Source organism: Paenibacillus sp. FSL E2-0151 (assembly GCF_037993015.1).
GTDB lineage: Bacteria > Bacillota > Bacilli > Paenibacillales > Paenibacillaceae > Paenibacillus > Paenibacillus amylolyticus.
Genome location: NZ_CP150308.1, coordinates 1,880,774 through 1,899,864 on the forward strand (window position 1 = coordinate 1,880,774; position 19,091 = coordinate 1,899,864).

The window sequence follows — 19,091 nt, forward strand, 5'->3', positions numbered from 1 at the left end:
CATGATTTGAAGGGGAGCATAGGGGGCAAAAAGATGGCATCTTTCAAACGAGGGCTAGTGATTATGCTGGCATTTTTGATAATGGTGGCATTCATGACACAAAATTCTGCGCAAGCTGTTTCTGGCGAATGGGAACAGGTGAGTCCATTCCCTACGGCTAATTCGATTAGTGCTGTAGCCTATGGCAACAATAAATTTGTCGCTGTGGGACGAAATCAAGTAATTATCACTTCCACTGATAGTAAGAATTGGATAGTCTCGGACCATCCACAAGCAGTGAATTCCAATCTAGCAAGTATCATCTACGGTAATGGCAGATTTGTCGCAGTTGGATCAAGTGGTTTGATAGTAACCCTAGTAGACGGTGAAACTCAATGGAAAATTCAGAGACAGAATATCACCTCTTACGCTATAACTAGCGTTGTATTTGCCAACGGGAAGTTCGTAGCAGTAGGGGCCAATGGAATTGTTATGACATCCACAGACGGGATAACTTGGACGGGGCAGCCAGTAACCAGTACATATCATATGGGTGTTACTTACGGCAAGAATAAGTTTGTTGGTGTCGGGCAAAGAGGATCTGTGATCCAATCTGCCGATGGAACTACTTGGAGCACAGCAACAGTCAACAATACCTATATGTTTAATGGAGTAACTTATGGCAATAACAAATTTGTAGCTGTTGGTCAAGGTGGTTTGATTGCCACATCCAGTGATGGTAACAGTTGGACAACCGCAATCAGCAATTCCACGGTCACGTTTAACACAGTGACTTATGACAACCTTAATAACTTATATGTAGCAGTCGGTGGAGGAGGCACCATTGTGACCTCAGCTAACGGAACGAACTGGACAGTTCAAACCACAGGTACTATAAAGGATCTTAATGGTGTTTTTGCTAGGGATGGTCTCATTTTTGCTGTTGGTTACAGTGGTGTGATCTTAACCTCTAATAATGGAATGACTTGGACAGATCAGTTGAGGGGAACAGCTGCAGGTCTTGAAAGCCTGACTTATGGCAATGGCATATTTGTTGCAGCTGGTTATGAAATGATAGGATCGACGAGTCTGATAGGTGCAATTTACACATCTGAAGATGGACAAAATTGGGTAAACCGAAAAAAGGCAGTTTTTCCGTATAAACGAGATTATATCAGTAGTGTTAGCTATGGTAACGGCAAATTCATAGCCGTAGGGTATAAAGAACTTTCCGGACTCTCCAATACTGGGCTTATTATGACCTCATCTAACGGAGTATCTTGGACAGAGCAATTATTAGATGAAGGGACACTCTTGGATAGCGTATATGGTGATCATCAATATGTGACTGTAGGGGCTTTTGGCAAAATAATGACTTCACCGGATGGTGAAACTTGGACGAGCCGAACAAGTGGAGTGTCAGTTCCGCTTACTGACATTAGTTATGGAAATGGTTTATATGTTGCCGTAGGCGGGAGTACAGTTGTGACATCGCCTGATGGGGTTACATGGAAGGAACAACCGAGTGACTCTTCAAGGTATATATATGATATCGCATACGGTAACGGTTTGTTTATTGCCGTTGGACCAAGTGGAAAAATCATCACTTCTTCCAACGGGGAAAACTGGAGTACTGTAACGAGTACGGTAAATAATGTGCTTCAAGGTATACATTATGACATGAATGGATTTAAGGCTACTGGTAACTCTGGAGTCCTGCTTACTTCACCGGATGGTATCACTTGGACCAAGCAAATAAGCGGGACAAAGGTTGATCTGCGCGGCAGCATCTCAAGCGGAAGCGAGGATGTAGTGATAGGTTTGGATGGACTTATTTTGCGGAAATCGGTTATGAACAGCACGATCGATCCTACAACCGCTTCTTTTGACAAAAACAGTTCATCTGCAGATTACAAGGATATTGAAACAGAAGTCGTCTTAAATGGGAATGAATTCACTGGAATTGAAAATGGAGCCGAGAAGCTCGTATTGGACAGCGATTACAAGATGGTTGCGGGTACTGTGACGATCCGTAAGGAGTATTTGGTCAAACAAGCAGAAGGAACAATAGACCTGAACTTTACCTTTAGTACAGGGGCTACACAGAAGCTGGTAGTTACAATTAATAACACTACACCAAAGGTCGTGACGGTTAGCTACTTACAAGGAGAGCATGGGACAATCGACGGCACGAGCGAGCAGGTAGAGATTGGCGGACATCCAGTAAACGTGCCTACAGTCACGCCTGCTAAGGGGTACCATTTTGCAGGATGGAGCAGCGATGGTGGCATCACTAAGCTTAGTAGTCATGAAGTAGGTACATCCACAGTAACAGCTAATGTAACGTATACTGCACAATACACGGTGTTTGTCATGGGAGATGCAGATGGCGACGGTAAAGTGACTGCTGCTGATGCACTTTTGTTAACCAAATACATGAAAGGCAAGATTACACTTACGCCGGAGCAATTGCACGCGCTTGATATGAATGGTGATGGGAAATGGGACGATGAGGATGTCAAAGCGATTCTTGCCATCGCCATAGGAAAGGGTTGATATGATGGCTTGGAAAAAATGGATTTCAATAATGATGGCGGTCGTTGTATTTTTAACTTTTGGAACAATGGGTTATGCCGAATCTAGTTCAGATGTAGCTTCAAACTCGATTAAGGTAAGCAGCGAACAAGGATATCCTGGAGATTTCGTTGACATTTCGGTACATTTGACACCGGAGGATCTGATCAATCACTATGACATTTCGATTGGATTTGATGAATCTACGTTGGCGTTGGTACCTGGAAATGAAGTGACAGATGAGTTGGGGGTCATTTCTGATGAAGGGGGTTTTGAATCGGATTTTTCTAGTAATGGGACGATCAATATCAAGGCTAATCCAGTATTCATTACAGAAGCAGATACAAAGGCATTCACTCTTCATTTCAAAATCACGGACTCTGCAGAGCCTGGAGACTGGGATTTTAATGTGATAAAACATGACCTCTACGAGGGTGATGAACTCGCTTCCACCTCAGTTGAGTCTGGGAAGGTAACGGTAAAGACAAAAAGTACGATTAAGCATACTGTGACATTCGACTCACAGGGAGGCAGTGTTGTAGAGAGTGTGACCAACGTGGACAGCGGCAAGACGATCAGTGCTCCTCCAGCGCCGACGAAGGCGGGCTACTCGTTTGCAGGCTGGTACAAGGATGCGTCCGTTGCGGATGCATGGAACTTTGAAGAAGACGCGGTAACGTCTGATATGATGTTGTATGCGAAATGGACGCGGCACGCGGTGCAGATTCAGGTTGGCTCGGTGAGCGGAATGCCTGGCTCCACGGTGGACGTACCAGTCACAGTGACCGACTTAACTTATGGAATAGCAGCCTATAGCGTACAGCTTGATTTTGACACAGAAGATTTGGAAGTAACGGGAGTTACGGGAAACGTTGGAGATTACTTCGACTCCAATTACGATAACGATGCAGGCTGGCTCAAAACAGTATGGGTAGATAATGATGGGGGAGATACACCGATCCTTGCCGGAGAGAGAATGTTTACTGTTAGCTTCAAAGTGAAGAGCGAGGCAGTGTTAGGCGAGAAGGCGCTGACAGTGCAGACAGAAGATTCCGCTCTATTCTCCATCATGGATGAATCAGGGATAGAGATGAACAAAACGCTTACCCCTGGCAAGGTAACCGTAATCGAGGGACCAGTGCAACATATGGTTACATTTAACTCGCAGGGAGGTAGCGAGGTTTCCAGTATCTCCAATGTGAATAGTGGCACGACAATCAGTGCTCCGACAGCACCGACGAGAGCCGGTTACACATTTGCAGGTTGGTACCAAGAAGCAGCGGGTACAAATGCTTGGAACTATGCAACGGATATAGTCACCTCGGATATGACATTGTATGCGAAGTGGACAAGCAATGGTTCGAACAATTCGAACAACTCAAATAACTCAAATAACTCAAATAACTCTGGCATGCCATCCGTTCCAAGTACGTCGTCCGACGATAAACCAGTCGGTTTTCAAGTCATTGTTGACGGTATTGTGAAAGACCAAATTGCTACAGGATCGACGGCTATAGAGAACGGAAAATCGGTGCTGAAGGCTACAATTGATTCATTCAAACTAGCTGATCAACTTAAGAAGGCTGCTGACAAATCCACCGTGGTCATTCCTGTGACCGCCAAAACAGACAAAGTATTAGTGGTTTTGACCGGTGAAGCAGTGAAAAGTATGGAAATTAAACAATCGATCTTGGAGGTACAAACGACAAACGGTACCTATAAGCTGCCTGCTGGGCAAATTAACATCGATGATATTTCCTCTAAACTGGGCGAACAAGTTAAACTTTCTGACATTGTCGTTCAGGTGGAGATTGCTAAGAGCGATGAGGATACAGCTGTTCTCGCCAAGACTGCTTCTGCGCAAGGAGGCTTTGAGGTTGCAGCCCCGCCGGTCACTTTTAATGTAACAGCTTCTTACAATGGTAAAATAGTAGCTGTTGAGCAGTTTAGCAGCTACGTGGAACGTGAAATTCCGCTTCCCGCTGGTATCGATGTGAGCAAGGTGACGACGGCAGCCGTGCTGAATTCAGATGGCCGTGTACGCCACGTACCAACCTATCTCACGACTCGTGAAGGGAAGAATTATGCGACCGTGAACAGTCTCACCAACAGCGATTACTTCCTGATCTGGAATCCAAAGACCTTTGCGGATGTGGAAAGTCACTGGTCAAAGCAGGCCGTTAATGATATGGCTTCCCGATTGATTATCAAAGGTAAAGATGAGAATCATTATGAACCGAATGCTGTCATCACTAGAGCAGAACTTACAGCCATTATGGTTCGTGCGTTGGGCTTGTCTGACACTGGCACCGAGAGTGCATTCAATGATGTCTTGTCCAGTGATTGGTACGCAGGCTCTATCGCTAAGGCTGTGGAGTATGGCTTGATTGAAGGCTATGAGAACCGGACCTTTGCTCCTAACCAAGCTATTACTCGGCAGGAAGCATTGGTGATCATAAACCGGGCGATGAGACTGGCGGGTATAGCAGCTGACGGAGCCTCTCCAGACTCTCTGCTGTCTCCATTCGCAGACCAAACAATGGTTGCATTATGGGCAAAGCAGGCCATGGCTGCAGCTGTGAAGAACAGACTTGTAGAAGGATCGAATGAAGGCTTGATGCCTACAAAGAACCTTACCCGAGGTGAAACTGCAGCAATAGTGCAAAGGTTTTTGATAGAGACCAATCTAATTGATAACCCGAATGACTGATGGGATAATTTACTGATGTACAAAACTAGGCTCTATGTTTTTAATAGAGCCTGGTTTTTTTGTTGTTAATTGATGATGAGCAGGGAACATACATGCTAGGGCTCTTTAAAATATCGGTATTGTTATATATACTAATGATAGTTTAACCCTACATAGAGAAGATCACGGAGAGGAGCGGTTTTTATTATGCCGACCTACTACTACCTTGCAGCAGTTTTATTAGTTGTAACAGCCTATTTGGTTCGACGTAAGCTCAAGATTTTCCGTCCAGCAGCAGGAAGACGCAGAAAACAGATGAAAGTTACGTACAGACGAAAAAAAGCACCATTGAATCTTGGACTTCGAGAAGAAGTCTCCTATCAGCAAACCATTCTTCAATTGGAGAAGAGTTACAATAAGCATTTTGCCAACAAACTCAAGATCCGAATTCAACAGGAATATCCTCACATGAAAACGCTGGAGTATCGGTGGAAATTGATAGAGCTTAAGCGATATTTCATTATGGCTTCATTACTTAAGCAGGTGCCCATGTTCAGTGATGAAGTTGATGATTTGTGGCATGAGATGCTGATGTTCACGAAATCTTACGCTGATTTTTGTGCAGAATTCATGGGTTCCACGGTGCACCATGAGCCGGCAATCACCCGCCGCGAAACGCCAGGAGCACGTGCATGGTTTGACTGGGTGTACTGTCAATTATTCGAGTTCACCCCCTACAGTGCTGCAATCTGGGGTGATTTTTTCACTTACCCATTGTCCAGTGATGTACAGAAGCTGATCGCACAGGGAGATCAATCCGAACTGGTGAATGAACTGTTTCATGCCAGACGCATGCAGGAGGATCCTGAAGCTGCTCAGGTGATTGCCTACTTGATTGATCAACTACGTAGATGCGCAACTCTAAGTAAAGACGAGCTATCTCCAGCGTCTTCCGGAAGTAGCGATGTAGCTCTCGTCATGGCTAGCGCCATGGTGTATTACTCCATGCATAACGTGGCGACATATGGGCTACACATGGGCCGGCTGGAGCAGGAAATTCTTCCACAGGAAAAGGCAGCCTATGGTTCCTCGTCAAGCAGTGGCTGCACGAGCAGTTCCAGCTGTTATGCGGATCAATGTACCGACAGCAGTAGTTCCTCGGGAGGATCTGGATCATCCTCGGGATCATCTTCCGATTCTTCTTGCAGCTCATCCAGCTGTTCATCTTGTGGTGGTGGCGGAGATTAATGAGATTGAGTATTTGGGCTACAGTGAATTTGCAATCTTGAATGAAACAGTCACTAGACAAATGGAGATTGCCGGAAGGGAAGAGCACATGCGAAGCAACAAATTCACACCGTATTTAAGTTTTATAGGTTTTGGTTTAGTCGTTTTGACCTTAAGCGTGAATGTAAGCTTTAAGCTAGGAATTGAGAAAGGCTTGGATGAAGTCCAAGCTGGAACGCGGAAAAATGAACAAAGAAGACTACTTGGATCAGATCAAGAAAGTTAAGACCAGTTTGGGAATCAACATCAGTTATGTTGTCATCCTGTTGTTTCAGCTTGGATACGTCATTATAAACTGGGACGAGGTTAATGTTTAGTCTTCTGACCGATCTTTCCTGAAGTTTGAATAGAACATACATAACATTTAGGAGGAATATTCATTGAAAGCATTATCAATCGTTAGCCTTATTGGGTTCTTACTCAATTTTTTATTAATCGTAGTTTTTATAGATGGTTCGCAAGAAAGTGCGGAGGTAGCGGCAGGTTTGGGGATTTTGGGTGTCCTGTATGGTCTGCTTTTCTCAATTCTAGCCTTGATCATATCAAGCAAGAGAAAAAAGACCCCTGTGAATGTTCATGAACAACTGTTACAGTTGGGGGAATTAAAAGAGAAAAATATCATTTCAGAATATGAATTCGATCAAAAAAAAGAGAAGTTACTCTCCAGATATAAGTAGTCCAGAGCCCGCTGCGGTTAGGTAAAGGCTATTCTATTTTCTACTCATACCAAAAAGCTGAACTTAGGAAAATAAAAACAGGGCGTTCCTTTCATCGGGGAATCTGCCCTGTTTTCATTTAGAAGCAACTAATATTTGTTACCCATCTCAATGGTGATGATGCGCATGGGCATCTGGTGCGTCGCCTTTGACGGTACATAATACCGAGGTGTCATGCAGATGTTTTTCGGACTCTACTTGGAGCGTCACATGTTTGATTTCTTTATGTTCCAGCATGTGTTCGATCTTCTGAACCAGGATCTCGGATGCATAGACATCCATCGTTCCATCCACCACGATATGTGCGGTCAGCGCATTCAGGTTACTGGTAATGGACCAGACATGCACATCATGAACACCTTTGACGCCATCGACTTGTTTGATGGTCTGCACCAGTTCATTCACATCCACATTGGCTGGAGTGCCTTCCATCAAGATATGCAGGGATGATTTGGTGACATAGAACCCACTACGCAATACCAACGCCGCGACAATTACACTCGCCAGTGGATCGGCCCAACCCCAGCCAAAGAACATCATGAGCAGGGCTGCCGCAATGGCCCCAACCGATCCCAACATGTCGCTGATGACATGGAGATAAGCCCCGCGCATATTCAGGTTATTCTCCGTATCGCTACCACGCATCATGATCCAGGCCACCAGAATATTGATGAGCAATCCAATGACGCTGATGATTAACATGCCTACGGTTGCGACTTCTGGCGGGTTGATAAAACGCCCAATCGCTTCGTAGAAAATGTAGAGTGCAATGGCGATTAACGTAATTCCGTTTAACGTAGCGGCCAAAATTTCAAATCTTCTGTAGCCGTAGGTTTTGCCGGTATTTACTGCTTTTTCACCAAAGGTGAACGCCAGCAAAGCGATCCCGAGCGCAATGGAATCGGACAACATATGACCTGCATCCGAGATAAGCGCGAGACTGTTAGTGATGAATCCACCAATGGCTTCAACGATCATATAGATGGTAATAATAATGAAGGAAAACAACAGGACTTTCTTGTTATTGGTGGTGTGAGCGTGATTGTGTCCATGATCGTGCCCATGGTTCTGATCGTGATGATGTCCGGACATATAAATCCTCTCCTTTGGAGCCTTGCTCCGTTATGTAATATGGTTTCTAGTGGAATATAGATGATTCTTGGCAATGTGTGATCATCTACAAATGAATATATGAGCGTTCGTTCATATGTTATGGATTTATTATAGTTCTGCCTCTTAGTAGTGTCAACCAGATTTAAGAAAATATAAACATGTCCAAGGTGTCTCCATGCATGTGCTGGCGAATAAGATTGCTTTTATGCTACCATCTGTGCAGGATCAAAGTGAGATGTACTCGTTACATAGAAGGGCGGACAACGATATGAAACATCTGCTGCTGGCAGACGATGATGCCAATATTCGAGCACTCCTGCGGCATGTCATGACCAAGGAAGGGTATCGGGTACATGAAGCGCAGGACGGACTGGAAGCGGTCAAACTGATGCAAGAAACACCGATCGATCTGGCGATCTTAGATGTGATGATGCCAGGCATGGATGGACTGGAGTTATGTGATTACATTCGACAGCATTACGACATTCCAATTATGTTGCTGACAGCACGAGATCAGCTATCCGATAAGAGAGACGGTTATTTGAAAGGAACAGATGAATATGTGACCAAGCCATTTGAACCGGAAGAACTGGTCTATCGGGTAAAGGCGTTGTTTCGTCGGTACCATCGCACATCCAGCGATATCATCCGTATGAACCGGATTGTCATTGACCGTAACAATGTGGAGGTTACCGACGGGCAATCCATTCTTTTTTTGCCGATGAAAGAATTTGAATTACTCTCACAGCTGGCCCAGTTTCCGGGCCGTTTGTTCTCGCGGGATGAGCTCATTCGGCTCGTATGGGGAGCAGACTACGAAGGAGATGACCGTACCGTTGATGTACATATCAAGCGATTGCGTGATCGTTTTGCCGATTATACGGACGATTTCATCATCCAGACTGTGCGGGGTATTGGTTACAAGATGGAGGTGAAAGCACCTTGAGGACCTTGTACGTCCGGGTATTCCTCATTACAATTGCGGTGATTATGGTCAGCGGCATGCTCGGTTTTCTTTTGTCCAACATCTACTATCATACAAAGCTCAAGGATTTTAATGATGAGAAGCTGGTGGGCATCGCGTCGCATATGAAGCAATTTGTGGAGCAGCAACCCGGCACGATGGAGCAGTATTTGAACAATGCCGCCGCACTTGGGTACGAAATCTATGTGACGGATGGAAAAGGCAACGACCAATTCTACGGCCGCGAATTTCGAGAGAAAGATTTGGACAAGCAAGCTGTAGAACTGGTGTTGAATGGTGAGGTATACCATGGCGTCGCCCAGTTTCCAAGCAAACCGTTCATTACCGGATTCTTCGATAATCAATTAAGCAATACCGTGGGTGTTCATCTACAGCTGGACAATGCAAATTACGCACTCTTTATGCGTCCGGATGTAATTCTGCAATTCGGTGAGCTGCGGATCTTTTTTGCGCTGATTGGAGCATTGACGATAGGTATTAGTATCCTGATCTTTCTGATCAGTACCCGCTATCTGGTCAATCCGATTGAACGTCTGTCCGAGGCGACCAAGCGCATTGCACAAGGAAAATATAATCTAATACTACCTACTGCACGGCGTGACGAGATTGGACAATTGGCCCAGCATTTCATGACCATGAGTCGTGAATTGGAGAGGGTAGATCAGGCGCGGCAGCAGTTTGTATCGAATGTATCGCATGAGATTCAATCACCACTGACCTCGATTCAGGGTTTTGCCCAATTGGTGGCGGATCGGGATCTGCCTGAACAGGAAAGAGAGCACTATGCATCAATCATTGAGGAGGAGAGCCGTCATCTCTCTTTGCTCAGCAAACAACTGCTTCTCCTGTCCTCCCTAGAACAAGGCAACGAAGATCTGAGCAAAGCAAAGTTCTCTCTGCGAGATCAATTCCGTCAAGCCGTTCAGGTGCTGCAATGGCAATTGGAAGAAAAAGAACTGTTGCTTCGGATTTCGGTACCCGAATCCATCCAGCTAGTCGGTAATGAAGTGCTGCTCATGCAAGTTTGGATGAATCTACTGGGCAATGCGGTGAACCATCTACCACAGGGAAGAAGCATTGAGATTCATGCCGAGCAGACAGATAACCAGTGTGTGATTCAGATTCGGGATACAGGAGACGGAATTGCTGCGGAGCATCTGCCTTTCCTGTTCGATCGATTCTATCGGGTGGATCGTGCGCGGGAACGTTCTTCTGGACGAACCGGGCTTGGACTTGCCATTGTGCAGAAAATTATCCGAATTCATGACGGTACAATCGAGGTTTCCAGTTCGCCTGAGGGTACGGTCTTTATCGTGACACTTCCGCAGATGTAATCTGTTATTCATTTGCCGTTCATTTTCGCCTCCTATACTTGGATTATCAAGAGGGAGGTCACAGAACATGTACTTGGCTATTCGGGAAATGAGGTATGCCAAAGGGCGCTATGCCTTAATTGCTACAATCATGGTACTGGTTTCATTTCTGGTACTGTTTGTTACAGGTCTTGCACAGGGGCTGGCGTATGATAACGCAGCTTCGGTCAAAAATATGGCAGCAACCCACTTTGTGCTGGAGCAGGATTCGAATCATCGATTTACCCGGTCACAAGTGGATCAGGATCAACTTAATCAAGCTCGCTCCGCAGTGGGGCAAGAGAACGCTGAGCCACTCGGTGTGAAAATGACAACCGTCAGTCCAACCGGCGACACAAAAAAGATCGATGTCACGCTGTTCATGGTTAATCCGGAGGGCTGGCTTGCTCCAACGGTGACTGAAGGGTCTCCGATTACAGATCAGACGAACGGGCAAGTTGTGGTGGACCATAAGTTGTCTGAATCTGGTGTCACAATTGGCACCGTCTTGGTCGATCAAGCTTCGGGAACGGAGTGGACCGTTGGTGGATTTGTACAAAATGAGTCTTTCAGTCACTCCCCAGTAGTGTTCTTGAATGCACAGGAATGGCTCGCACTTCAGGGAAGTTCACGAACTTCGCAAGGTTCAGCAGACACCAATGCTCATGCTCCGGTGTACAATGCCATTGCGATTAAGGGTGGGGGCGAGCAGGTAGACCGCCTGAGTGCTGTAATGCCTAATACGGAAGTCATCACAAAGTCGGATGCCGTATCGGCCATTCCTGGTTATAAGGAAGAGCAGGGATCGTTGCTCATGATGATCGCTTTTCTATATGTCATCTCGGCGTTTGTGCTTGCGGTATTCTTCTATGTCATCACAATTCAGAAAACGAGTCAGTTCGGGATATTAAAAGCCATAGGAACGCGGAATGCTTATCTGGCGGGTAGTGTTTCGTTACAAGTCTTGGTTCTGTCGGTTGGCAGTTTGGTCATTAGCGTACTATTGGTTCGACTGTTCGAGTCCATTCTTCCTGCATCGATGCCGTTTCAATTAGGCTTGTCCACCCTTGCTCTGACCTGTGTGTTATTCATACTCATGTCTGTGGCGGGTTCGTTATTCTCGGTGTGGAAGGTTACCAAAATTGATGCACTTGATGCGATTGGGAGGACTGCAGCATGAGAAACCGATTGGTATTGCAGGGAATTACACAGACCTTTGAAGATGGTGGCAGTAAACGGACGATTCTGGACAAGTTGGACCTTGAGGTTGCTGAAGGGGAACTTGTGGCTGTGATGGGGCCTTCCGGCTCGGGCAAAAGTACATTCTTGTCCATTGCAGGCGCACTTCTCGAACCGACGGAAGGACAGGTTCTGCTGGACGGGTCTTCTATTATGGGCAAAAGCAAACAGGATATATCCGATATGCGGCTGCAGCAGCTTGGTTTTATATTTCAAAGTGCCAACCTCATTCCTTATCTGAAAGTAGAAGAACAGCTCATGGTCGTTGCAAAGCTCGCCGGAACGGATAAAAACAAGGCGGAGAAACGAGTGGATGAGCTGTTGGATACGGTAGGGTTGACCCATCGGCGGAAAGCGTATGCGGAGAAGCTGTCTGGCGGAGAACGTCAGCGGGTCGCCATTGCACGGGCCTTGATGAACGATCCGGCTGTCCTGCTCGCGGATGAACCAACAGCGAGCCTGGATGCGGAACGTGGGCTGGATATTGTCGGCATGATTGCACGGCTCGTGAAAGAGCAGGGCAAGAGTGCAGTGATGGTTACGCATGATGAGCGAGTTTTGCCGCTCTGTAGCCGGGTTCTTTTTTTGGAAAAGGGAAAGTTGGTACAGCATTAGAAGGAGCATGGTCTGAAAGTCTGGGGACATTACTGATCCAAGGCTTAAGGGCAGAGAGCGTAAGAAGAGGGTCACGTATTCCCCGGTGGGAAGGTGGCCTTCTTTCTGTGTTTTCGACTATAATTGGAAGAATAGTGGAATTAGATAGAGAGGATCGGGTGCGGATGAGTAGCTTGAGTGCGGAACTATTTCCGGCGCTGAGTACGTCAATTCATTGGGGAATTATTGAGGCGGAGTTCAGATTGAACGACATCGTGGATGAAAAGCTGGTGAGTAATATTAGCATCATTCCATTTGTCGGGGATCAATGTGTTGTCTTCCAACTGGATAATGGAGACTGGGAGCTGCCAGGAGGGACGCTTGAAGCAGGTGAGCAGTATATGGATGGATTAAAACGCGAACTGATGGAGGAGCTTGGGGCAGAAATGCGGTCCTATCAGATTTTCGGTCAATTCCACTGTACATCCAGTGCGTTGGAGCCATATCGACCGCATATCCCGCATCCCAATTTCGTACGAATCATCGGATATGGAGATGTTGAACTTGTCGGTGATCCGCTGAATCCGGAGGATGGCGAGCAGGTGGTTGCAGTGGAAGTGGTAGAGATTGATGAAGCGATCCGAAGATTCCAGGAACAGAACAGATATGACATTGCGGAGATGTACAAACTGGCTTATGTACTGCGAGATGAAGCGAAACAGTGAGAGGCAATGGTTAGGTATTCTAATTCCAGATAACTTACGGAGGTAATGATGGTTCGAGATAAAATTAATGAGCTGCTGGATACTTTACCCGATATGGAACTGAACCGAGCATATTGGGGGATTGAGCGTATCCATCAGGAATATATGTTCAAAAAGAACTTGCAGGATAAGGGAGTTATTGTGTCCGAACTGTACGACGAATCCGAAGAGATTGTACAGAAATGGGACAGCGTATTTTCCAATAATATCGATGATGTTCTCAAAGAGTCTATCCATTACAGCCAGTACAAGTGGCATATGTTCAGTTATGAACAACAGAAATGTCTGACACATGATGAAGCGCGAGATGCTTTCAATGCCGAGCCGAAAGATGAAGTATATGTGATATATGAAAGTGGTGGTTGGGTGCTTTTATACGAAAACGCGAATCGGATTATTGCAGCGGATTTTGATTCGGAGCAGGATATCTATATCTTCGACCGAGCGTTTACATGGACGTACGTGTATACGCACGAATCCATGTGTGGCCCTTATTTTTATAAAATAGAACAAGCATGATTCTGAACAAAAAAGGGTAACAACGAATTAAATAAACTTTGCCTTGGGAGTGATATCAATGCAGGAACTTTTTAAGAAGATCATCAAAACAGACGTCAAACCCGTATTTGCCAAACACGGCTATTCGAAGAAAAATCTGAATTTCTACAAAGCGGATGGAAACCTCGCATATAAGTTCAACATTCAAAGAGCAAAGTATAACACCAGTAGACAAGTCCAGTTTTATGTTAATTGTGGTGTTCATTCCACCGAACTTGCGGAGTTGCATTCCGTTGGATTGAATGGAGACATATTGGAGTTCACATCTCATTTTACCTGCCGAATCAGAGAAATAGCCCCTTCCGCTCCGGCCCACTATACCTTAACGCCTGATATCGATCCAGACGCTTTATCGAAAGAACTGGTGTCACATTTGGAAGAGGGTATGTCATTCTTACACTCGCTAACAGGGGCCAAAGATATAGTCCATTATTATATGGACAAGACAGCGCTATATTTAAGCGAAGTAACCTTCCGCTTCCTGCTAAAAGCCGGCAATACGGAAGAAGCCAAGCATTATTTACAGCAACTGCACGCCAAATACGGAGCCGAAAAGCGCTGGACGATATTAGAAAAGAAATATGCAGCCGTTTTTGCCGAGTACGGATTATAAGTTATATGGTAAGAAAACAAGCCGAATTCATAACCTAATTTCAATTTGTTTGGAGCTGAATTTAACAATAATTAAAATTGCGATTCCTTCCAATAATATGTCTGAGATAAGGGTGTTAATTTGGAAGGACTGATAATCATGAGTAATATACGGGTTCTACTTTATATAACGTGTGCTCAATAGTTGGACCGAGATCAGCATCCAATTGGTGAAATTTAATCCTGAAGTATAGACTCTTTAGAAAGTTTTTTATGTTATTCTTTTGCCTAAACGCGGGAAGAAATTCTGCATCTTTCTCTACATCACCAAAACGTTGAATCCATTGCTTTATGTAAGTCTCACTAAGTATCTTTCTATTTAAGACACTAATGATGGATTTCACCATTCTTTCATCTTCCCCATCGGAGTACACGCGATCTGTGACGGTTATCTTTTGATAAACTAGGTCGAGGATAGTTAAGAGATCGGTCTCATCTAGTTCGCTACATTGAGCTAAATCATCCAAAACATCTGCTGCGTGTGCTATGGCATGAGCCCAGCCTTTTACTTCGTCATGTCCACGGTAATCACGCTCTTTTTGTACATTGTAGAATACGTTCCCTTTTATCTGATGAATGTGTTCTTTTGAGAGAAATGGTGATTCTCTATGCCTGGATAAAAAGAGCGATATAACCAACATAGAGAAAGATCGAGTGAATACAGCGTCTGAATTTGTTTCTCCAAGTCTAAAATGCAAATGGTTTTCATCCAAGACTACGGGTAAGATTTGCTCTAGTTCGTACACAGTCAGAGCATGACCAGGAATCCAATTCGATAAGGTTGTGTAAATTAATTCATCACGTAGCTGGGCATCCAAAGAACCGATGTTATGTATCATTTCTTGTACTAATGGAAATATATCTGAAGGTGCTTGGTAGTCATTCTCTTTTATTAATAACAACTTGTCTTTTAATTCCATTCTACACACTCCTATGAGTAAACTATCATTCAGGTTGCCTTGGTTATATTATACAATTTATAAGGAGTGATGCCCACATGGCAAACGATAAAGGAACACTCAGAACATGCGAACAAGGACATTTGTATTATAAAAAAAGTGATTGCCCAACCTGTCCGACGTGCGAAGCTGAACGTAAACCGACAGAGGGATTTCTAGCCTTATTGTCAGCTCCCGCCAGACGGGCCTTGGAGAATGAAGGCATCACAACACTACTGCAACTTGCGGAGTACACGGAGAAAGAGATCCTGAAACTTCACGGAATCGGGCCATCTGCCATGCCCAAACTGCGAAGCGCTTTGGAAGAAGAGGGATTGTCTTTTAAGAAATAACCCTCTTCACGCTGTTCCACTAATCCAAACCAGAAGCGGAAGTAATCTCCTCCATCGTTACCCGATACAAGAAGTTACCTTCACTGAGTAGCAGACGATGTTGGCGAAAATCCTGTCGTGCCTGCTTGAAGGGGTGATCATCTTCATTTAGCAAATCAATCTTCTGCCCCTTGCTCATTCTTCCGGGCTTCTCCATTTTCTTAAGGACAAACGTACCTTGTTTACCGTACCCGGCATCGAACAAGAAATGATAACCATCCGTACTGAGGCCAGAGGAACCGGAGATGTTTGGATTCATAAATGTTACGTTAGGTTCACTGGTTCCCCCTGAGATACAACCGAGTTCAAAATCGGTATAGAAGTAGAACCAGATCTGCTTCTCATTCACCACATTGAGTGCGTAACAATCTGCAATGTCAGCTGCGCTGTTTTCGTACACTTTATTACCGTGCTCATCCCAGGCCAACAGACCGTTTGATCCAATTGGATCGGCCCATCCGTAGTTACCAAATACCCCTTCATCAAAGTAACTGGTCCAGATTGTTCCCTGCTCTGTGACCTGTACACTTTGGATACCGTCTCCCAACAGAAACTCGCGAATTGTATTTCCGTCTAAATCACACACTTTGGCGTTCAAATCAAATTGTTCATTTCCGTAATTCGCACACCGTGCTCCGACGAGCAGCAGATGATCATGTAATGGTTGTACGTAATGATAATTGAACGTCTGCCCCCAGATGACAACTTCCTCGATAGTTTGATCTGTCACAATGAGCACTTTGTACGTATAGCTTTGATTCAATTTACTTTGAACGAACATACCTCGTTCTCTTTCGGGGATCTGATTCATCAAAAGCACATAAACAAGGCCATCCCCGCCCCACTGGGTGGAAACGATATCGAAGCCCTCGACATAGTTTGAAATGTCGGCAAAAGGCAAAAGTTTTACTTTGGGATTGGTCATATCCATATCCTCCTTTGTAGTCAAATGCAGAGTCACCATCTGCATCTGTATAAGAGGATTATGACGTACGTGTACTTTACTGAACATGGCGGAAGTATAGCGAAGGTCTTTCTTTGGCTTTTACAGTGGATGAGTATGATGTTTGGTAACCTGTGCCTTGACACTCGTAGTACAATAAGGAAGTTGTGTAAAATTCTATATAATAGGAGGGCGGAGAGATTGCTATAAGGAGAGTGTGAAAATACATACAACGCACGTGAATGAAGGGGTAAGAATCACCCGTAGATTCAATTTACAATTACGAGGAAGACTCATCTCAGAAAAACAAAACTAGTTAAGGAAGTGTTAAGAGGTGGAACCACATATTCAAGAGCAAAAGACAGACTACCGTCCACTAGGCGTATCGGGCTTAGGTGGTTGGCTGATTCTCGTCCAGATTGGATTATTTCTTACGTTGATTTTCCTGGCGCTCCAATTGGTTATGTATTGTTTGCCCATGCTTACAACAGAGACTTGGGAGTTGCTAACTTCGAAGCAATCTGAATATTATCACCCGCTATGGGGACCGGTCGTTATTTTTGAAACGGTATATAACGCACTTTTTTTAGTGTTTAGCATATATACTATCATTGCTTTGTATAGTAGAAAATCGATCTTTCCTCGTCTTATGATCATATTTTATAGTGTCAGTCTAGCCGTTAGTATCATTGATTATCTATTGTTGCTTCAGATTCCGATGGCGAGAGAACTTGAGGATGGAAACTCGTTAAGAGATATTGGCAAGTCGGTACTTACTTGTGCCATCTGGATTCCTTACTTTATCAAATCCGAGCGAGTTCATAACACATTTGTAAGATAAATGGTAAGCAGGAAATACCCGATCTTGGATAGAAGCTATCTGAGGTCGGGTTTATTTGATACAAGCGAAACCAGTTACATATATAGTTAACCAGTTCAATGTGAAAAGGAGGAGAGATCTTGAAAATTTACCTGGTAAGGCATGGGATGGATGAGGAAGGGTATCGAGGCGGATGGAGTGATCGTGGACTTACGGAACAGGGAATCAATCAATCCAGGAAACTGGGAGAGCATTTGCATCATCATGCTGAGGAGTACAACATACATACGATTATTAGCAGTGATCTTCCTCGTGCAGTGCAGACTACACGGGAAATTGAGAAGAAATTAAACATGCAGGCTAGCTTAATGAAAGATTGGCGTGAGATGAATAACGGAGATTTGGCAGGCATGCTCCATAAGGATGCTGAAGAACATTACCCAGGAGTTTATTACAACACCCTTGAAATGGATTCACCTTTTCCGAGAGGAGAAAGTCCAAGGGATTTTTATAACCGGATAAGCATATCTTTCGAGAATCTTCTTAGAGATATAGAGGAACAAACAGTCAAGTCCAATGTTCTGTTAATTACTCACGGCGGAGTGATTAACATCCTGTATTATCTGCTTGAGAAGAAGGAATGGAGCAATAAATCCAGCTTTTATCCCATGGACAACACCAGTGTACATACCGTTGAAAAGGGAAGGCATGGTTGGAAACTTAGCAGCGTAAATGTGTTAAGTCATCTAGATTAGTTGTTTTTCCATGTTAAATAGAAGACGGAGGCGATGACATGAGCGATAAACCAATTGAACTGTTGCAACGTTTAAAATCTTTATCCGGCCCATTTCCAACGTGGGATATGGGGCAGTTACCGGATCGGCCGGGGAAGTTATTTTTGGATTGGTTGAGATTGGCGGTTGAGAACGAAGTGAAGGAACCTCATGCTATGACGATCTCGACCGTGGATCAAGATGGTTATCCTGATGCGCGGGTGTTGATTTTGAAAAATGTAATTGACGAAACGTTTTATTTTGCCTCCAGTTCGGAGAGCCGAAAAGGGCAGCAGTTGAAGGAGAATCCTCATGTCGCTCTGACATTCTACTGGCCTTCCCTTGGAAGACAGATTCGGATAAGGGGAATTGCCGAGGATCGGGGAGATGAAGCGGGTGCTGATGATTTCCGCAAACGTTCAGCTGGAGCGCGAGCAGTTGCCATGACAGGGCATCAGAGTGAGGTTTTGGATAGCGAGGAAGTGCTGGATAGTTCCATTGAAGCTCAGAAGGAAAAAATAAGACGTGACCCCAGTGTTGTTACACCTCATTGGCGTCTATATGCCGTGAATGCACAAGAGGTGGAGTTTTGGCAGGGAGATTCGGAGCGCAAGCATGTACGAGTCCAATATGTGATGCAAGATGGGCAGTGGAAGTCACTCAGATTGTGGCCTTGATTTTAGAACAGATGAGTCAGGCAATATGAAGCGAGCTGCTGTGTGTT

At 44.8% G+C, this 19,091-nt stretch carries 19 protein-coding genes; 16 read left to right on the forward strand and 3 right to left on the reverse strand.

Going from position 1 to position 19,091, the window contains the following annotated elements; translation table 11 throughout:
• The first annotated feature begins 33 nt into the window (after positions 1 to 33).
• From MHI55_RS08700 to MHI55_RS08720, 5 genes are all read left to right on the forward strand, one after another.
• Positions 34 to 2,535 carry a X2-like carbohydrate binding domain-containing protein gene (locus tag MHI55_RS08700; RefSeq protein ID WP_257468239.1) on the forward strand — a complete coding sequence of 834 codons (2,502 nt, stop codon included), beginning with the start codon at positions 34 to 36 and terminating at the stop codon, positions 2,533 to 2,535.
• 1 nt (position 2,536) lies between these two features.
• Positions 2,537 to 5,263: an InlB B-repeat-containing protein gene (locus MHI55_RS08705; protein WP_076252677.1), complete on the forward strand. Its 2,727-nt coding sequence runs from the start codon at positions 2,537 to 2,539 to the stop codon at positions 5,261 to 5,263.
• Between the two features lie 186 nt (positions 5,264 to 5,449).
• Positions 5,450 to 6,490, forward strand: a complete 1,041-nt coding sequence (locus MHI55_RS08710) for a hypothetical protein (RefSeq protein ID WP_076252675.1) — start codon at positions 5,450 to 5,452, stop codon at positions 6,488 to 6,490.
• A 13-nt stretch (positions 6,491 to 6,503) separates the two neighbouring features.
• A complete protein-coding gene (locus MHI55_RS08715) occupies positions 6,504 to 6,755 on the forward strand; it encodes a hypothetical protein (RefSeq protein ID WP_340389735.1) in 252 nt (83 codons plus the stop codon).
• A 154-nt stretch (positions 6,756 to 6,909) separates the two neighbouring features.
• Positions 6,910 to 7,206, forward strand: a complete 297-nt coding sequence (locus MHI55_RS08720; RefSeq protein ID WP_253506703.1) for an SHOCT domain-containing protein — start codon at positions 6,910 to 6,912, stop codon at positions 7,204 to 7,206.
• Positions 7,207 to 7,353: 147 nt separating this feature from the next.
• On the opposite strand, the gene MHI55_RS08725 is transcribed toward MHI55_RS08720, so the two are convergent.
• Positions 7,354 to 8,337 carry a cation diffusion facilitator family transporter gene (locus tag MHI55_RS08725; protein ID WP_076252671.1) on the reverse strand — a complete coding sequence of 328 codons (984 nt, stop codon included), beginning with the start codon at positions 8,335 to 8,337 and terminating at the stop codon, positions 7,354 to 7,356.
• Between the two features lie 289 nt (positions 8,338 to 8,626).
• Here MHI55_RS08725 and MHI55_RS08730 point away from each other — a divergent pair, with 289 nt between their 5' ends.
• The 7 genes from MHI55_RS08730 to MHI55_RS08760 all read left to right on the forward strand — a co-directional run bounded on the left by MHI55_RS08730 (position 8,627) and on the right by MHI55_RS08760 (position 14,463).
• The gene (locus tag MHI55_RS08730) at positions 8,627 to 9,304 is read left to right on the forward strand and encodes a response regulator transcription factor (RefSeq protein WP_076252748.1); all 678 of its coding nucleotides are present in this window, start codon (positions 8,627 to 8,629) and stop codon (positions 9,302 to 9,304) included.
• The gene (locus tag MHI55_RS08735; RefSeq protein ID WP_340389737.1) at positions 9,301 to 10,677 is read left to right on the forward strand and encodes a HAMP domain-containing sensor histidine kinase; all 1,377 of its coding nucleotides are present in this window, start codon (positions 9,301 to 9,303) and stop codon (positions 10,675 to 10,677) included. The genes MHI55_RS08730 and MHI55_RS08735 overlap by 4 nt, the downstream gene beginning before the upstream one ends.
• Before the next feature lie 67 nt (positions 10,678 to 10,744).
• Positions 10,745 to 11,875, forward strand: a complete 1,131-nt coding sequence (locus MHI55_RS08740; protein WP_340389739.1) for an ABC transporter permease — start codon at positions 10,745 to 10,747, stop codon at positions 11,873 to 11,875.
• On the forward strand, positions 11,872 to 12,549 hold the full coding sequence (locus MHI55_RS08745) for an ABC transporter ATP-binding protein (RefSeq protein ID WP_340389741.1): 678 nt from the start codon (positions 11,872 to 11,874) through the stop codon (positions 12,547 to 12,549). The genes MHI55_RS08740 and MHI55_RS08745 overlap by 4 nt, the downstream gene beginning before the upstream one ends.
• Before the next feature lie 164 nt (positions 12,550 to 12,713).
• Positions 12,714 to 13,253 carry an NUDIX domain-containing protein gene (locus tag MHI55_RS08750; RefSeq protein WP_340389743.1) on the forward strand — a complete coding sequence of 180 codons (540 nt, stop codon included), beginning with the start codon at positions 12,714 to 12,716 and terminating at the stop codon, positions 13,251 to 13,253.
• Positions 13,254 to 13,298: 45 nt separating this feature from the next.
• Complete coding sequence (locus MHI55_RS08755) at positions 13,299 to 13,811, forward strand: DUF4275 family protein (protein ID WP_340389745.1); 513 nt, start codon at positions 13,299 to 13,301, stop codon at positions 13,809 to 13,811.
• A 58-nt stretch (positions 13,812 to 13,869) separates the two neighbouring features.
• On the forward strand, positions 13,870 to 14,463 hold the full coding sequence (locus MHI55_RS08760) for a DUF4304 domain-containing protein (protein WP_076252657.1): 594 nt from the start codon (positions 13,870 to 13,872) through the stop codon (positions 14,461 to 14,463).
• Positions 14,464 to 14,599: 136 nt separating this feature from the next.
• Here the strand turns inward: MHI55_RS08760 and MHI55_RS08765 are convergent, their stop codons facing one another.
• Positions 14,600 to 15,421 (reverse strand): DUF2785 domain-containing protein, encoded by an 822-nt coding sequence (locus MHI55_RS08765; RefSeq protein WP_076252655.1) that lies wholly within the window; start codon positions 15,419 to 15,421, stop codon positions 14,600 to 14,602.
• A 77-nt stretch (positions 15,422 to 15,498) separates the two neighbouring features.
• Between MHI55_RS08765 and MHI55_RS08770 the strand changes: the two genes are divergently transcribed.
• Complete coding sequence (locus MHI55_RS08770) at positions 15,499 to 15,792, forward strand: RNA polymerase alpha subunit C-terminal domain-containing protein (RefSeq protein WP_036610457.1); 294 nt, start codon at positions 15,499 to 15,501, stop codon at positions 15,790 to 15,792.
• 19 nt (positions 15,793 to 15,811) lie between these two features.
• On the opposite strand, the gene MHI55_RS08775 is transcribed toward MHI55_RS08770, so the two are convergent.
• The gene (locus MHI55_RS08775; protein WP_340389747.1) at positions 15,812 to 16,756 is read right to left on the reverse strand and encodes a hypothetical protein; all 945 of its coding nucleotides are present in this window, start codon (positions 16,754 to 16,756) and stop codon (positions 15,812 to 15,814) included.
• 352 nt (positions 16,757 to 17,108) lie between these two features.
• Here MHI55_RS08775 and MHI55_RS08780 point away from each other — a divergent pair, with 352 nt between their 5' ends.
• From MHI55_RS08780 to MHI55_RS08790, 3 genes are all read left to right on the forward strand, one after another.
• The gene (locus tag MHI55_RS08780; protein ID WP_047842146.1) at positions 17,109 to 17,615 is read left to right on the forward strand and encodes a DUF2569 domain-containing protein; all 507 of its coding nucleotides are present in this window, start codon (positions 17,109 to 17,111) and stop codon (positions 17,613 to 17,615) included.
• A 119-nt stretch (positions 17,616 to 17,734) separates the two neighbouring features.
• Entirely contained in the window at positions 17,735 to 18,349 is a 615-nt protein-coding gene (locus MHI55_RS08785; protein WP_339188862.1) for a histidine phosphatase family protein, read from the forward strand.
• 38 nt (positions 18,350 to 18,387) lie between these two features.
• Positions 18,388 to 19,044 (forward strand): pyridoxal 5'-phosphate synthase, encoded by a 657-nt coding sequence (locus tag MHI55_RS08790; RefSeq protein WP_339188861.1) that lies wholly within the window; start codon positions 18,388 to 18,390, stop codon positions 19,042 to 19,044.
• Positions 19,045 to 19,091: the final 47 nt, after the last annotated feature.

Coding starts and splice junctions, on each gene's coding strand:
- MHI55_RS08790 (WP_339188861.1), top strand. CDS start 18,388: ATGAGCGATAAACCAATTGAACTGTTGCAACGTTTAAAATCTTTATCC.
- MHI55_RS08745 (WP_340389741.1), top strand. CDS start 11,872: ATGAGAAACCGATTGGTATTGCAGGGAATTACACAGACCTTTGAAGAT.
- MHI55_RS08765 (WP_076252655.1), bottom strand. CDS start 15,421: ATGGAATTAAAAGACAAGTTGTTATTAATAAAAGAGAATGACTACCAA.
- MHI55_RS08740 (WP_340389739.1), top strand. CDS start 10,745: ATGTACTTGGCTATTCGGGAAATGAGGTATGCCAAAGGGCGCTATGCC.
- MHI55_RS08770 (WP_036610457.1), top strand. CDS start 15,499: ATGGCAAACGATAAAGGAACACTCAGAACATGCGAACAAGGACATTTG.
- MHI55_RS08725 (WP_076252671.1), bottom strand. CDS start 8,337: ATGTCCGGACATCATCACGATCAGAACCATGGGCACGATCATGGACAC.
- MHI55_RS08755 (WP_340389745.1), top strand. CDS start 13,299: ATGATGGTTCGAGATAAAATTAATGAGCTGCTGGATACTTTACCCGAT.
- MHI55_RS08710 (WP_076252675.1), top strand. CDS start 5,450: ATGCCGACCTACTACTACCTTGCAGCAGTTTTATTAGTTGTAACAGCC.
- MHI55_RS08730 (WP_076252748.1), top strand. CDS start 8,627: ATGAAACATCTGCTGCTGGCAGACGATGATGCCAATATTCGAGCACTC.
- MHI55_RS08705 (WP_076252677.1), top strand. CDS start 2,537: ATGATGGCTTGGAAAAAATGGATTTCAATAATGATGGCGGTCGTTGTA.
- MHI55_RS08760 (WP_076252657.1), top strand. CDS start 13,870: ATGCAGGAACTTTTTAAGAAGATCATCAAAACAGACGTCAAACCCGTA.
- MHI55_RS08775 (WP_340389747.1), bottom strand. CDS start 16,756: ATGACCAATCCCAAAGTAAAACTTTTGCCTTTTGCCGACATTTCAAAC.
- MHI55_RS08700 (WP_257468239.1), top strand. CDS start 34: ATGGCATCTTTCAAACGAGGGCTAGTGATTATGCTGGCATTTTTGATA.
- MHI55_RS08750 (WP_340389743.1), top strand. CDS start 12,714: ATGAGTAGCTTGAGTGCGGAACTATTTCCGGCGCTGAGTACGTCAATT.